Annotated in this window: 14 protein-coding genes; 3 read left to right on the forward strand and 11 right to left on the reverse strand. The window is 60.2% G+C overall.

Annotated elements, in window-relative coordinates:
- Positions 1 to 261 precede the first annotated feature (261 nt).
- Positions 262 to 441: a hypothetical protein gene (locus TU74_RS24130; RefSeq protein ID WP_139048366.1), complete on the reverse strand. Its 180-nt coding sequence runs from the start codon at positions 439 to 441 to the stop codon at positions 262 to 264.
- 205 nt (positions 442 to 646) lie between these two features.
- Here TU74_RS24130 and TU74_RS08785 point away from each other — a divergent pair, with 205 nt between their 5' ends.
- From TU74_RS08785 to TU74_RS08795, 3 genes are all read left to right on the forward strand, one after another.
- Positions 647 to 877, forward strand: coding sequence for a hypothetical protein (locus TU74_RS08785; RefSeq protein WP_047274826.1), 231 nt, complete (start codon positions 647 to 649; stop codon positions 875 to 877).
- Positions 878 to 949: 72 nt separating this feature from the next.
- The gene (locus TU74_RS08790) at positions 950 to 1,348 is read left to right on the forward strand and encodes a hypothetical protein (protein WP_048376076.1); all 399 of its coding nucleotides are present in this window, start codon (positions 950 to 952) and stop codon (positions 1,346 to 1,348) included.
- Between the two features lie 98 nt (positions 1,349 to 1,446).
- On the forward strand, positions 1,447 to 1,689 hold the full coding sequence (locus TU74_RS08795) for a DUF2789 domain-containing protein (protein WP_047291374.1): 243 nt from the start codon (positions 1,447 to 1,449) through the stop codon (positions 1,687 to 1,689).
- Here the strand turns inward: TU74_RS08795 and TU74_RS08800 are convergent.
- From TU74_RS08800 to TU74_RS08845, 10 genes are all read right to left on the reverse strand, one after another.
- Positions 1,680 to 1,889, reverse strand: a complete 210-nt coding sequence (locus TU74_RS08800; RefSeq protein WP_047274830.1) for a hypothetical protein — start codon at positions 1,887 to 1,889, stop codon at positions 1,680 to 1,682. The two genes, TU74_RS08795 and TU74_RS08800, sit on opposite strands and share 10 nt — an antisense overlap.
- Positions 1,890 to 2,014: 125 nt before the next feature.
- Positions 2,015 to 3,361 (reverse strand): phospholipase effector Tle1 domain-containing protein, encoded by a 1,347-nt coding sequence (locus TU74_RS08805; RefSeq protein WP_048376078.1) that lies wholly within the window; start codon positions 3,359 to 3,361, stop codon positions 2,015 to 2,017.
- Positions 3,362 to 3,558: 197 nt separating this feature from the next.
- Entirely contained in the window at positions 3,559 to 3,963 is a 405-nt protein-coding gene (locus TU74_RS08810) for a TraR/DksA family transcriptional regulator (protein ID WP_047274833.1), read from the reverse strand.
- Between the two features lie 368 nt (positions 3,964 to 4,331).
- On the reverse strand, positions 4,332 to 5,354 hold the full coding sequence (locus TU74_RS08815) for an ABC transporter permease (protein ID WP_047274971.1): 1,023 nt from the start codon (positions 5,352 to 5,354) through the stop codon (positions 4,332 to 4,334).
- A 62-nt stretch (positions 5,355 to 5,416) separates the two neighbouring features.
- Positions 5,417 to 6,982, reverse strand: a complete 1,566-nt coding sequence (locus TU74_RS08820; RefSeq protein ID WP_048376080.1) for a sugar ABC transporter ATP-binding protein — start codon at positions 6,980 to 6,982, stop codon at positions 5,417 to 5,419.
- 92 nt (positions 6,983 to 7,074) lie between these two features.
- Positions 7,075 to 8,004: a sugar ABC transporter substrate-binding protein gene (locus TU74_RS08825; RefSeq protein ID WP_048376082.1), complete on the reverse strand. Its 930-nt coding sequence runs from the start codon at positions 8,002 to 8,004 to the stop codon at positions 7,075 to 7,077.
- A 119-nt stretch (positions 8,005 to 8,123) separates the two neighbouring features.
- The gene (locus TU74_RS08830; RefSeq protein ID WP_048376084.1) at positions 8,124 to 9,164 is read right to left on the reverse strand and encodes a Gfo/Idh/MocA family protein; all 1,041 of its coding nucleotides are present in this window, start codon (positions 9,162 to 9,164) and stop codon (positions 8,124 to 8,126) included.
- 106 nt (positions 9,165 to 9,270) lie between these two features.
- Positions 9,271 to 10,296: a bifunctional inositol 2-dehydrogenase/D-chiro-inositol 1-dehydrogenase gene (gene iolG / locus TU74_RS08835; protein WP_047291366.1), complete on the reverse strand. Its 1,026-nt coding sequence runs from the start codon at positions 10,294 to 10,296 to the stop codon at positions 9,271 to 9,273.
- Positions 10,297 to 10,335: 39 nt separating this feature from the next.
- Entirely contained in the window at positions 10,336 to 12,273 is a 1,938-nt protein-coding gene (gene iolD / locus TU74_RS08840; RefSeq protein WP_048376086.1) for a 3D-(3,5/4)-trihydroxycyclohexane-1,2-dione acylhydrolase (decyclizing), read from the reverse strand.
- 57 nt (positions 12,274 to 12,330) lie between these two features.
- Positions 12,331 to 13,833, reverse strand: a complete 1,503-nt coding sequence (locus tag TU74_RS08845) for a CoA-acylating methylmalonate-semialdehyde dehydrogenase (RefSeq protein WP_048376088.1) — start codon at positions 13,831 to 13,833, stop codon at positions 12,331 to 12,333.
- Between the last annotated feature and the right edge of the window lie 5 nt (positions 13,834 to 13,838).

The raw sequence follows: 13,838 nt of genomic DNA on the forward strand, positions 1-13,838 counted from the left end.
CCTGACACCACGAACCAGCGGTATCGGCGCTTATGCAGCGTCGGTACGCACTCGAACGATGAAACGGACTAGTGCACTTAGGGGGGAAACCTGCTTTTAAAGACGTAATGTCTGACGCAGCGTTTTTAAAAAAAACCTTACAAATAGACAAACGCCAACGGCTGGAGTTTACGTGCGTGCCCAGCCTCGATCCGAACAACTTTTTGCTAGAACCATTCAATCAAAGGAAGTCGTTCCATGGACAGATCAGATTTTCATCCGTCATCCGCCAATGGGCTCCAGAACGTGGCTGATCCCGTTGACGGGGCGCCATTCTACCGGCTCAACACCGACTTTGGGTATACACAATCCCGCCACTATCAAGTGATACCGATCAGCCACGGCTTTTTTCATGTACGAGAAGCCCACACAGGCCAGATCAGGGGCTTTCGGTGCTCGCATTACGAAGCCTGTGCGCTGGCAAGCCAGTTAGAGAAAATACAGCCCGATTTCAGCCCGCCCGCCCCTCTGTGACGGCAGCGCTTTCGTCAGTTGGATGACTTAACTGCGCCACTGCCCGCCAACAACTGCCATACTCGCGCAACAATCGACCCGGCCCATGCCGCCGGGTTGACCCGGCTCCATTACCTCCAAGGGAAAGTGACACGTGACGGAATTTGATATTGGCGAATTTTTTATCCGCGGTGAAGCCAGAGAAGTCGATGGCGAGTTTCAGGCAGTGATTGTCATGCGTGCCAAACCCCCTCTCAAAACCATCACCTATCATCAGGTCGAGAAAGACCGTTGGTTCAAAACCGCCGATGTGGCTGAAGTCGCTGGCAAAGAAGCCGCCAAAGCCCTGAAAGAAGCCGTGGATGCGGGTGCCCTGAACGCCTGAATCCTGGCCTTTCGCTCAAGAAACGCGGCGCCAGGCCGATAGCCGGGTGAGTCTCTGTCAAGGGCATCACTGATGATTAACGTCACTATCGCCACTCACCTTGCGGCCCCTCGGGCAGCGCCCCTGAACGACGCCGTGACACCTGCCGCGAAACCCGGGCGGTTTGAGCTCGTGTTGCGGGCAGACACCGATGCCGCGCAAGCCGCTGGCGACACGCCGGTAGAAACCTTGCAAAAACGCATCAAGCTGCTGAAAAAACGCCTTGAACAGCTTCAGCAGCACCTGCGCCAGGCCAATGCTCGGATGGCCGCCGTCAAAGCCGGGCGCTATCGCAATGATGAAGCTCGCACGGCCGCCATCATGAAGGCGAAAAGCCAGGTGGTCTCGCTCAACAGTGCGGTCTCTGTCGCCCTCAGTTCACTTTTCGAGGCCGAAAAAACCTTGATCGGCAGCGTTAACCTCTCCATTTGACACCATGGTCTACAGTGCTACACGCACATTGAGTCGAACTCTGAGGGTTCTACGGCCTCAGATACCCTGTACTCACTTAGACGCTTCTGGAGATGAACATGGACGAGACACCTGTCACGCTGGAAAACCTCTTCAACCAACTTGGCCTGGATTCAGATGAAACCGCCATGGAGCAATTCATTGCAGACCATTTTCTGGCTGAAGACGTGAAGCTGGTTGAGGCCCCCTTCTGGTCCCCGGCGCAAGCGAGTTTTCTGAAAGAAAAGCTGCTTGAAGACGGCCCTTGGGCACTCGTGGTAGACGAACTGAATGTCCGCCTGCACGAATCGCCTCACGCCTGAAGGCGCATTGCCACGGGGTTGGCGCTCAACTGCGCCAACCAGGCGCTCTGGCACTCTTGCGCTTCTGCGCGCGTTGAAAACGCGGTCCCGCGCTGTTCTCCATTGACCAGCACCACCCAGCAGGCCTTTTGTCCCGCTTCGCGCATGCCCTTGGGAACACCGCTTCCAATCATTACGGCGATATCAACTTGATTACGCATGATGGCCACTCCACCTAGTTAGTTAGTCTCCTAACGATGTGGGCCATCTTAGTGACAAAAGGACGCAGGAAAAAGCTATGCCACGCATAGCTCAATTGCATGAACGGTAACAATACCGCCTGTTGTCAGGCCAAGGACGGGAGGCGTTGATCGTAAACCAGCCGAGCGCCCTCCTGCGGGAGGTTGAAAAACGCTTTATCCAGCGCACCAAGCCCCTCACCAATCGCGGCATTCCAGTTCGCGGACTGATGAATGTAACGCTGTCGCAGTAGCCGTTCTTCCTCGCTTGTCAGCGCAATACGCCCGCTGGACCATTGCTCTTGAATTTTGTCCGCAATGGGCAGCAACTCTTCCGGCAAACGAATCTCGGGCCTGTCTGAAAGGGCCATAAAAGGCACACCGTGCTCAATGGCCAGAGCGTGCATGACCCGTAAATACACCCGTGACAAATGCCCATCCACACGCCGCTGCATGTAAATGGCTGCCTGCACGCGCTGCAGCGGATCTCGGCGCGTGCCTTGCTGATGCGATGCCGTGCGGATTTCCAGCAATGCCGCCGGGTCACGCTCGTCCAGCAAGTCTTTGGCCTGCCAAAACGGCAACTGTGCCTCCGTGGTCTTCCACGCGCGGGTCAGCATGGGGGCAGTCCCCGGGCTGACCAGGTTTGTCTCCCAGCGCGTGAGAAACACTTGCTCCAGCATGTACGGCGCATAGCCGCCGCCCACATCTGCATGCGCGCCCGGAACGGCGACGTCCATCGGCCACTGCGGCGCAATTCGAGTGAGGGCAAAGTTGCGCCGCAGCTCATCCCGCGCGCTCATTTGCACCACCTGACGCGCACTGTCCGGGCCCAGATACAGATTAAGACCCGGATTCACGTCATCGCTGATATCGCCCAAATCCACCAAGCCGCCCATCGCCGCGACCGTGTCAAACAGCCCGATAAAATTGATTTCGCAGTTAAACCCCGGCGCCAGCGCCAACCGGGTGTCGAACCGGGTGGCCTGCACTTCATTGGCAAAATGCCGCGCAGCCGCCGCACCGCGACTGAAACCGAAAATATCCAGCTCCAGGCGCTGCAGCGCACGGGACGGTAAAGCCTTCACGGCCTCCAGCAGGCAGTGCAGCAAACGCGCGTGGGCCTCTTGCGCCTTGCCCACCACCCCGGTACTGCCGCGGCCGTACGTCTGCGCCGGAAAGCGCGAATCGGCCTGACCGGTCGTGGTTCCGATTCCGCTGATATAGAGCGACGTGACCCTGTGCCCATCCGCCTCAAAGGCGGGCTGCACGGGGTAGTGCTGATGAAGAAGGGCGATATTGGTGGGCACACTGCCGTAACTGCTGGCGGCGTCTATCATCAAGCCTTGCGCCAGACGCGCCTGCCCCGATTCGCTGTTGTACTGGTTATTGGCCGTTCCATCAAAAAAGACACCGACCCGCAACACGCCTCCTGTGTTGCTGGAATTGCTCATCACGCCTTTGCCCCTCTTATAAGTCGTCCTCACGCACAGTGCGCGAGCCAATATAAGGGTGCAAAAAGTCGCCAGCCAGCTCAATGTTGGCCGGGTGTGAACGCAGGTGTCACAAGAAGATGCCGAATGCCAGCCAGAACGGCGGCTTGGCCAAAAGCGCTACCGGGGCCGCTTTGCGCGGCCCGGCAACGTCAGGATCAGGCCTGACGCTGATGCTTGTCGATTTGCTCGTGACGCTCTTGAGCTTCGATGCAGTATTTGGTGGTCGGGCTGATCAACAGGCGCTTGAGGCCAATGGCGTCACCGCTGTCGTCACACCAGCCAAAGCTGTCGTCCTTGATGCGCTCCAGCGCTTGTTCCAGCTGAGGCAGCATGCGCTGGTCACGGTCAATCGCGTTGACCAGCCAGGTACGCTCTTCTTCAACCGAAGCGGCGTCTGCAGGGTCGGCCGGGGTGTCCAGGCTCTCGATCGCGATGCGATTCTGCTCAATCCGCTCGTGGGTTTCGACCTTCATGTTTTGCAACAGCTCAGTGAAAAAAGCATGTTGCTCGGCATTCATGTAGTCATCCGCCGGCATGGCCAGCAACTTATCCTTTGTCATTGATTTCTCTATAAAAAATACGTGCATTAAGGCGAATTAGGGAGCGTCCTGACCGATCTTCATCCCAACCAGTTAGGTGCTATCTATTTCAAGCGCCACCCGGCACTCAATTTACGAGGGGCGGCAGTCTACGGCCGAGTTATCGACTCAGCAACTGAAATGACAGCTATTTGTCCAGCAAAACCTGGAAAAAGACGAAAAACCTGTCCCCCAGGGCCTAATGGAGTACGCGGATGGCAGGAAATTCCATGCAAACACTGAAATCGCCCCCTTTTAATGCACGAAAAACCTGAGCATCAGGGGCGTTATTGCCACCGATGCTCAGGTTTTTTTAGGCCGATGTGATCGGAAAAAGCTACACAGCGCGGTCAGCGTTTGAGTTTGCGCTTGTTGCGGTACTGGTCGATCACCACCGCCACCACGATGATCAGGCCCTTGATGATGTCCTGAATGTAGGCATCGACCCCCACAAAGGTGAAGCCGCTGGCCATGACGCCCAGGATCAGCGCGCCAATCACCGTGCCGGTAATCCGCCCCACGCCCCCGGCCAGGCTGGTGCCGCCAATCACCGCCGCGGCAATGGCGTCCAGCTCGTAGGACATGCCCATGCCCGCCTGCCCCGTGGCCGCCCGTGCCGATGCCACGACCCCGGCCAGGCCTGCCAGCAACCCGGCAATGCTGTAGACGATAATCAAGTGACGCTTGACGTTGATCCCCGAGGTCCGCGCCGCCTGCATGTTGCCACCGATGGCATAGGTGTATTTGCCGTATTTGGTGTAACGCAGGGCAATGTGGAAGATCAGCGCCACCACCAGAAAGATGATCACTGGCATAGCACCATGGCCGATGGCCGTGTAGGAATCAGACAGCATGCTGACCGGTTGGCCTTCGGTGTAATAACGCGCCAGCCCACGGGCAGACACCATCATGCCCAGCGTTGCGATAAAGGGCGGTATGCCGGTGATGGCGATGATGCTGCCGTTGATGGCACCGGCCAGCAGCCCGACCCCAAGCCCCGCGACCACCGGAATCCAGACCGGCAAGTCGGTCAGTGACGGGAACACGGCCCGGCTGAAATCCGAGGTTTGCGCCAGGCTCGCGGCCACCATGGCCGACAAGGCCAGCACCGACCCCGAAGACAGGTCGATCCCTGTGGTGATGATCACCTGGGTGACGCCAATCGCCAGCAAACCGATCACCGACACTTGCAGAATCATCAGCACCAGGCGCTGGGAGTTCATCAAAAAGCTCTGGTCACGCACGATCCAGCCGAACAGTTCGAACACCAGCCCGATGCCGATCAGCACCAGAAAGATGCTCAATTCGGTCGGAAAACGACGCCGGGATTTGCTGGGTGCCATGGCGGGTTTGTTATCCGTTATTGCGTTCATGGACATGTGCCCTCTCACTCTGCGGAGCTACCGGCGCAGTCGCCGCCGGCGCCCTGAAATGGTTAATGAATCGCCGTGATGCCCGAGGCCAGTTGCATGACCCGTTCCTGGGTGGCGTCGGCGCGATCGAGGGTGCCCATCTGCTCGCCTTCATGCATGACCATGACCCGGTCGCTCATGCCCAGCACTTCAGGCAGCTCCGAAGAAATCATGATCACCGCCATGCCCTCACTGGCGAGGAATGAAATCAGCCGGTAAATCTCGACTTTGGCCCCCACATCAATGCCGCGGGTCGGTTCATCGAGGATCAACAGCCGCGGGTTGGTCATCAACCAGCGTGCCAGCAGGGCTTTTTGCTGGTTCCCCCCCGATAGGGTGTCGATGCATTGCTCCAGCGACGGGGTTTTGACCCGCAGCTTTTTACACATGTCCTCGCACAATGCGCGCAAGGCTTTTTGCTGGATAAAACCGTTGTCGGCGTATTGCGGCAGGATCGCCATTTCCATGTTTTCCAGCACCGACAGGCAAGGAAACAGCCCCGTCAACTTGCGGTCTTCGGTCAACAGCGCGAAGCCCTTCTCAATCGCCAGATTGGGGCTGGTGATGCGCACCGCCTGACCGTCGAGCTGAACCTCGCCGCCATCGCACGGGGTGATGCCAAACAGGGTTTCGGCGATGTTGGTGCGGCCCGACCCCATGAGCCCGGCAATGCCAAGGATTTCCCCGGCATGCAGGTCGAACGACACACCGTGAAACACGCCGTCCAGGCGCAAGTCACGAACCGAGAGCAGCAATTGCCCGAGCGGGTTTTCCCGCACCGGGAACAACTGCGTCAGCTCACGGCCCACCATCATCGAAATCAGGCTGTCGCTGTCCATGCTGTCGGCGCGTTGCAGACCGATGTACGCACCGTCACGAAACACCGCCACTTCATCCGCGATGGCAAACACTTCATTCATTTTGTGGGTGATGTAAATGATGCCTTTGCCCTGCGCCTTGAGGTCGGCAATGATCGAAAACAGGTGGTCGACCTCTTTGTCGGTAATGGCCGAGGTCGGCTCATCCATGATCAGGATGTCCGAGTCATAGGAGACCGCCTTGGCGATTTCAACCATCTGGCGCTCGGCAATGCTCAGGTGGCCGACCAGTTCCTGCGGATCAAGATTGATGCGCAAGCGCTCCAGCAGTTGCGCGGTGCAGCGGTACATTTCGCGGTGATCGATCATGCGCAGGCTGTTGAGCTGTTCGCGACCCATCCAGATGTTCTCGGCGATGCTCATGTGCGGCATCAGGTTGAGTTCCTGATGAATCATCGCGATCCCGGCCTGCAAGGCCGCCAGCGGCCCATTAAAGGCGACGGGTTGGCCACGCAACCGCAACTGCCCCGCGTCGGGCTGGTAGATACCGGCGATGATTTTCATCAGCGTGGACTTGCCCGCGCCGTTCTCCCCCATCAGCGCCAGCACGGTGCCCGCTCGCACGCGCAACTGCACGTCATCCAGGGCAACCACACCAGGGAAGCCCTTGCTGACATTCACTACTTCCAACAGGTAGGGCGCCTCCGCCGAGGTGGCCGGGGCGGCAGTCGCCACGGCCGGGGTCCTTGAAACAGTCGCTGACGCGAGCATAGCCAGTACTCCTCAGGTGCCCCGGTGTGGGCCGGGACTGCGGGCAAGGTTGAGCCTCGCCGCTTATTGTTGTTGTGGGGGTGAATGGACGACTACTTTTTATACGTGCTGACGTTGTCTTGGGTAATCAGCTGGAACGGCACCCAGACCGCCTGCTCGTAAGGCGCTTTGTTGATCATCTTCAGCGCCGTCTCGACCGAGCCGTTGGCCTGCCCGGCGGCGTCCTGGAACACCGAAAGGGTTAAATCGCCCTTCTCGACCGCCCGCACACCGTCTTCAGTACCGTCGACACCGGCAATCAACACCTTGCCTTTTGCGATGCCAGCCTGCTTGAGCGCCATCGCGGCGCCAATGGCCATTTCGTCGTTGTTGGACACCACGGCATCGAACTCACGGCCCTGGGTGATCCAGTCATTGGTCAGGGTCATGGCCTTGTCCCGCAGCCAGATGCCGGTTTGCTCCTGATCGACCTTGATGCCGGGGTACTGGGCCAGTACTGCTTTCACGCCCTTGGTGCGGTTGGTGGTGGAGTTGTTGGCCAGATCACCGAGCAGGATCACGATGTTCCCCTTGCCGCCCATTTTGTCGGCCAGGTACTGCATCTGCATGCGCCCGGCCTCCAGGTCATCGGAGGCCACTGTGGCCACGCCCTGCGGCAGATCGGTTTTGTCCGGGCGGCGGTTGACGTAGATCAACGGGATGCCCGCGGCAACCGCAGCTTTGGTAATACGCTCGGTGGATGCGGTATCCACCGGGTTGACGATGATCGCGTCGACCTTTTGGCTGATAAAGTTTTCAACTTGGCTCAGTTGCTTGACTACGTCGGCGCGGGCGTCTTCAAACTGCAATTTGACTCCTTCGGGGTAGGTCTTGGCTTTGTCGTTCATCGACTCGCGCAAGTACGTCAGGTAGGTGTCATCGAACTGGGACATGCTCACGCCAATGTTGACATCGGCCAGGGCCGCGCCGCTGGCGAACAGGATCGAGAGCGCAAGGGAAGCGATTCGTAAGCTGGGTTTCATTTGGGGCAGTCTCCACATTCTTGTTGGTTTTATAGATGCGGTACTTGGTGACACTGTGCTGAAATCGACTCTATTGGAAAATAATTTCCATATCAATCGATTTTAGAATTTATTGCGTTCTATTTTCTATTTTCATCATGGGCCAACGTCACGACCTCACCCCGCTGCGCACTCAGCCGCGCCGCATCCAGCACCTCAAGCGCCTGCACAGCCGCTTGCGGCAACACCGGCACAGGCCCTCGCCCCTCAACGGCGGCGATCATTTGCCGGTAAAACTGATCCCAGCCGCCATGCTCGCTCGGCACTCGCTCGCGTTCTTCGCCCTGTTCAAACCAGCCCCAGCGCCGATGCTCTTCGGCCCCCCAATCCTCGCCACAGGTTGTGGGGGAGCGGCCTGCGAGCAGCGCCGCTTCCTGCCCGTCCAGCCCCTCAACGCTGTAGCAACCAGAGGTGCCGCTGACCCGAAAGCGCGGGCGCGGGCTGTTTTGCAGCACGCTGGCGCCCAGGTGGGACAGCACGCCGTTGCGGTGAGTCAACGCCATGAAGAAGGTGTGGTCCAGGTGCGGGGCTTGGGGGCTGCACGCCCTCTCGGCGTACACCGACACCACCGGGCCGAACAGTTGCAGCGCCTGATCCACTTGATGACTGCCCAGATCGCGCAGCAGACCGCCGCCGCTGGCATTGCCCACTGACGCAGGGGTAAACCGTTCAATGAACGATTCAAACCGCGTGACCGCTCCTAACGCACCGGCCTCGATCAGCTTGCGCACGGTCAGGAAGTCCGAATCCCAGCGCCGATTCTGATACACACTCAGCAACACGTTGTGACGCTGCGCCGCTGCCACCAGGTGTTGCGCTTGCTGCACGTCAGCGGCGAAGGGTTTTTCACTCACCACGGCAAGCCCCAGCTCGATGGCTTGCATCACCTGCTCAGGCCGACCGTCCAGCGGCGTGGCGATCACCAACAGGTCAACCCCGGCCTCAGCCAACTGCCCCAGGCTGTCATAGGCCCGCACGCCGGGGTACGCGCTGGCCAGGTGCTGGCGACGCTCAGCCGAACGCGTGACCACGCCGACCAACGTCACCCCCGGCAGGCTGGTGATCAACGGCGCATGAAAAAAACGACCTGCGTGGCCAAATCCAACCAGTCCGATGCGCATGTGAACACTCCTTGACAGGCCTGTGGCCGAGGTCCAGGCGCGTGAGGTGGCGTCTGTTGAACCGCTCGCAGCCTCACGCTGCCCAGGGGCGACCACGGCGTTGAGATCAGCCGTAAAAGGCCGGACGTGGCGGCAGTTCAACGTTGACAATCGCCCCGCTCTGTTGCGCCTGGATGCAGGCATCGGCTGCCACCGCTGCGGCAAAGCCGTCCCATGCCGAAGGACCGCTCACCTGCCCGGCGCGCACGCCGTCAATGAAGGCTTGCAGCTCCACGTCGTAAGCGGCGATGAAGCGGTCTTTCCAATCCATCAGAATCGCGTTCGACAGTTTGGCCTCGCTGCGCAGTTGCACGTGCGACGGCTCGGGCAGTTTGGCAATACCGGTTTCGCCCACCACTTCGCACTGAATGTCGTAGCCGTACTGGCAGTTCACAAACACTTCCACATCGATGCGCGTGCCCTTGGCGGTTTCGAGCAGCACCACTTGCGGGTCGCGCAGGTGCGCCAGCGCTTTGCTGGTTTTGCGCGGGAAGACCACTTGCACCGACACATAATCGTCGTCGAGCAACCAGCGCAGCACGTCCAGTTCGTGGATCAAGGTGTCGGTGATGGCCATGTCGGTTGTGTAGTGCTCACCCACCCGCGGGTTACGGTGAGCGCAGTGAAGCATCAGCGGTTCGCCGATCTGCCCGCTGTCGATGACGGCCTTGAGCGCCTGATAACCGGCGTCGTACGGGCGCATGAAGCCGACCTGCACCAACCGGTGGCCATGGGCAATTTCCGCGTCGACGATGTTGCGGCAACCGGCAGCCGTGACCGCCAGTGGCTTTTCGCAAAACACCGGTTTGCCGGCGCGGATGGCCGCCAGCACGTACTCTTCGTGGCTCGGCCCCCAGGACGTCACCAGCACGGCCTCGACATCAGCCGCCTGAATCAGCGCGTGCGCGTCCGGGTACACCTCGGCACTTAAGCCCAGTTCGGCAACCACCTGCGCCGCCTGTTGCTGATTGATGTCCGTGACCGCCACCACCTGACTGCCAAGCAGGGTCTGGCTGCAACGACGAATATGATCACGGCCAATCGCGCCCGTCCCGATCACGCCCAACTTCAAGGCTTGAGTGTTCAACGACATGTGCAGACTCCTGGTCAATGTAATAAGAGAGCGTTGCAATCAGTACTGCCGCACGCGGGCGAGCTGACGGTTGAGGTGTTTCGCGGCGTCGGCCGTGCGGGCGCTGGTAGACACTTGCGCCACGCCCACGCGCCACCACGACAGGTAGCCGTGGATCATGGTTTTAGGGAGCACTTTGATATCAATGAGGGTGGACACGGTTTGCCGACGCGCATCGGCCAGCGCGGCGTGGAGTTGCTCAACGGTGGTCACCCGGTAGGTCTTGCAGCCATAAGCCGCTGCACTCATGGCGAAGTCCACCGGCACCAGGCCACCGTCCAGCTTGCCCGTTTCAGGGTTGCGGAAGCGGAACTCGGTGCCGAAGCTGTCCATGCCGTTGCCCATCTGCAAGTTGTTAATGCAGCCGAACGCCATGTTGTCGAGCAGCACCACGTTGATTTTCTGGCGCTCCTGAATCGAGGTGGCCAACTCGGAGTGCAGCATCATGTAGGAACCATCGCCCACCAACGCGTAGACCTCGCGCGCCGGTTCGGCCAGCTTGACCCCCAACGCTGCGTTCACTTCATAGCCCATGCACGAATAGCCGTACTCCACGTGATAGGTGTTCACGCCCTTGCTGCGCCAGGCCCGTTGCAGATCGCCGGGCAGGCTGCCAGCGGCCGCGACGATCACGGCTGTGTCATCAAGGGTGTGATTGAGTACACCCAGCACCTGGCTTTGGGTCAGGCACGACCCTGTCAGCTCGATAAACTCGCGCAGCACCGCCGGGTCCATGTGGTCGCTGATTTCGGGGGTGAAATCCGGTTGTTGATAATTGGCCTTAAACACACGCTCCACCTCGGCCTCCAACTGCGCCCTGGCCTGATGCGGCGCCTCGCCCCATTGCGCGTGGTAGCCGCTGGCCGCCAGGCACTCACTCAGCCCTTCCAGCCCCGCGAGGGCATCGGCAATCAATTGCACGCCATCGAGCTTGAGCGCATCGCAGGGGCTAACGTTGAGGTTGAGAAATTCAACCTCCGGGTGCTGAAACAACGATTTGGAGGACGTGGTGAAATCGGTATAGCGTGTGCCGATGCCGATAATCAGGTCAGCCTGCGGCGCCAGCAGGTTGGCGGCCAGGCACCCGGTTTCGCCGATGCCGCCCATGTTCAGCGGGTGCGCCGACACGATGGCGCTTTTGCCGGCCTGAGTTTCTGCGAACGGTATCCCGAAGCGCTCGGCAAACGCTTGCAACGCGGCACTCGCCCCCGCGTACTTGACGCCACCGCCGCAGATGATCAGCGGCGTGCGCTTGCGCCGCAGGATCGCCTGTGCATCGGCCAGCATCGCTGCGGTCGGTAGGCGTCGGTCGATGCGGTGCACGCGTTTTTGCAGAAAGTAATCCGGGTAATCGTAGGCCTCGGCCTGAACATCCTGCGGCAGGGCCAGGGTTACGGCCCCGGTTTCGGCAGGATCGGTGAGCACACGCATCGCGTGAATGGCGGCGCTCATCAATTGTTCCGGGCGGTTGATGCGGTCCCAGTATTTGCTCACGGCTTTAAAGGCATCGTTGGTGCTGATGCTCAAGTCATGGAACTGCTCGATCTGTTGCAAGACCGGGTCGGGCTGACGGCTGGCGTACACATCCCCCGGCAGCAGCAACAGCGGGATACGGTTGGCGGTGGCCGTCGCGGCAGCGGTCAGCATGTTGGCCGCGCCGGGGCCCACCGAGGCAGTGCAGGCGTAGATCTTGCGCCGCCGGTGTTGCTTGGCAAAACCGATGGCGGCGTGGGCCATGCCCTGTTCGTTGCGCCCTTGATGCACCAGCAAGCTGCCGCTGTCCTGTTCCAGCGCCTGCCCGAGCCCCAGCACATTGCCGTGGCCAAAAATCGTGAACACCCCGGCCACAAATTTGCTCTGGACCCCGTCCACCTCGACGTATTGGTTATCGAGAAACTTCACCAGCGCCTGAGCCATGGTCAGTCGTGTCGTCGTCATGTCTGCACCCTTGAACTTGCACAGCCGCTGCGGCAACCGCAGGGCTGTGACCGATGATTATTTGGCGGTTGGCATGCTGAATTCGGGGCCTTTGGCGATGCTGTCCGGCCAGCGCTGCATCACGCTTTTGTAGCGGCTGTAGAAGCGGATGCCTTCTTCGCCGTAGGCATGGTGATCGCCAAACAGCGAGCGCTTCCAGCCACCGAAGGAGTGCCAGGCCATGGGCACTGGAATCGGCACATTGATCCCCACCATGCCGACCTTGATCGTGCGCGCAAACGCCCGCGCCACGCCGCCATCGCTGGTAAAGCAGGACACGCCGTTGCCAAACTCATGCGCATTGATCAACGCCACCGCACTGGCGAAATCCGGCACGCGGACAATCCCCAGTACCGGGCCAAAGATTTCCTGCCGGTAAATGCTCATCTCGGGCGTGACCCGGTCGAACAGCGTGGCGCCGACAAAGAAGCCCTGCTCGGCCCCCGGCACCTTGAGCGCACGACCATCGACGATCAGCTGTGCGCCCTGGGCCACGCCCTGATCGATAAACCCGACCACCTTGGCCCGGTGCTCCGCCGTCACCAGCGGGCCCATTTCGCTGTCGGGCTGCGCGCCATTGCCGACTTTGAGGCGGTCGATGCGCGGCAGCAGTTTTTCAATCAACTGATCGGCCACCTCCCCCACCGCCACGGCAATTGAAATCGCCATGCAGCGCTCTCCGGCCGAGCCGTATGCCGCGCCCATCAGGGCGTCCGCCGCCTGATCGAGGTCGGCGTCCGGCATCACGATCATGTGATTTTTAGCCCCGCCCAGCGCCTGCACCCGTTTGCCCCGCGCAGTGCCCTGCTGGTAGATGTACTCGGCAATGGGGGTGGAGCCGACAAAGGAGATGGCTTCAACGTCCGGGTGTTGTAACAGCGCATCCACTGCGCGCTTGTCGCCTTGCACCACGTTGAAAACACCGTCGGGCAGGCCCGCTTCGGTCAGCAGCCGCGCCATCAACAGGCTGGCGGACGGATCACGCTCCGAGGGCTTGAGGATGAAGCAGTTACCGGTCACCAACGCCAGTGGAATCATCCACAGCGGCACCATCACCGGGAAGTTGAACGGCGTGACGCCCGCACACACCCCCAGCGGCTGGCGCAGGTTCCAGTTGTCGATACCGCCGCCAATGTTGTCGCTGAAATCGGTTTTCAGCAGCGTTGGCGCCCCGCAGGCGTACTCGACGATTTCGATCCCGCGCGTGACTTCACCCTTGGCATCGGCGAACACTTTGCCGTGTTCGCGGCAAATGATGTGCGCCAGTTCGTCGTGGTGCTCATCCAGCAATTGCTTGAACTTGAACATGACCCGGGCGCGGCGCAGAGACGACTGCTCCGACCACGCCGGGAACGCCTTGAGAGCTGAGGCGACAGCGTCATCGACGGTGCGCTGGCTGGCGAGGGCGACGCGGGCCTGCACGCTGCCTGTCGCCGGGTTAAAGACATCACTGAAATGTTCGCTACCTGAGTCCTGAACGTGGCCGTCAAGGTAGTGGCCAATCACCGGGGTCGTGCTCATGCGGT

Source organism: Pseudomonas lundensis, assembly GCF_001042985.1.
Classification (GTDB): Bacteria; Pseudomonadota; Gammaproteobacteria; order Pseudomonadales; family Pseudomonadaceae; genus Aquipseudomonas; species Aquipseudomonas lundensis.